Here is a 975-nt window from a genome sequence, read left to right on the forward strand (position 1 = left end):
CGCATCCGCACGACGGCCCCGCGGTGGAGGTGCCGGCCGGGCTTCCGCAGCCGGGACGGGTGCCGGACGGTCGGGAGCTGGCGCTGCTGACGGGTCATCGGGTACGGGCGGTGGCGCTGGACGCGCCCGGCACCGGGTACGCGGTGACCGGACCGGACGGGCAGCGGCTGCTGTACCTGCCGCCGGGCGGGGCGCCCGCCGGGCTGGAGGAACCGGCCGAGACGTATGCCATGGTGCTGCTGGACGTGGTGGGGCGCCCGGACGCGCTGGCGAGGCTGCGGGCGGTGGGCGCGGTCGGCCCGACCACGGATGTCGTCGCCGTCCATCTGGACCACGGCGTTCCGCCGGGCCCGGAGTCGCGGCGGCGGCTCGCGGCGGCCGGAGCCCGCGCCGTGCCGGACGGGACCACGCTGGAGGTCGGGGCCTACCAGGACGTTCCCGACGTGCCGCGCCGGACCCTGGTGCTGGGCGGGGCGCGCTCGGGCAAGTCGGTGGAGGCCGAGCGGCGGCTGGAGTCGTTCCCCGAGGTGCTGTACGTGGCGACCGGCGGGTCGCGGGGCGGGGACACCGAGTGGGCGGTGCGGGTCTCGGCGCATCAGGAGCGGCGGCCGGGGTCGTGGCGGACCGTCGAGACCTGCGATCTGGTGCCGCTGCTGAAGGACGACGGGCCGCCCCTGCTGGTGGACTGTCTGTCGTTGTGGCTGACGGACGCGATGGACGTCGTGGGCGCGTGGGACGACGCGGAGTGGGCGGACGGCGGGGAGCGGGCTCTGCGGGAGCGGGTACAGGCGCTGACGGAGGCGGTGCGCGACACCCGTCGGACGGTGGTCGCCGTGTCCAACGAGGTGGGTTCGGGCATCGTGCCCGCCACCGCGTCCGGCCGCCGGTACCGGGACGAACTGGGCCGGCTCAACGCGGCGTTCGCTCAGGAGTGTGAACAAGTGCTGCTGGTGGTGGCCGGCCAGGCGGTCGTCC

Annotated in this window: 1 protein-coding gene; it reads left to right on the forward strand. The window is 76.3% G+C overall.

All coding sequences use genetic code 11. From position 1 onward, the window contains the following. The coding region (locus B9S61_RS13615) for a bifunctional adenosylcobinamide kinase/adenosylcobinamide-phosphate guanylyltransferase (protein WP_103542493.1) at nt 1-975 on the forward strand (975 nt) is incomplete at both ends.

It is taken from the genome of Streptomyces sp. SM1, from assembly GCF_002910825.1.
Taxonomy (GTDB): Bacteria; Actinomycetota; Actinomycetes; order Streptomycetales; family Streptomycetaceae; genus Streptomyces; species Streptomyces okerensis.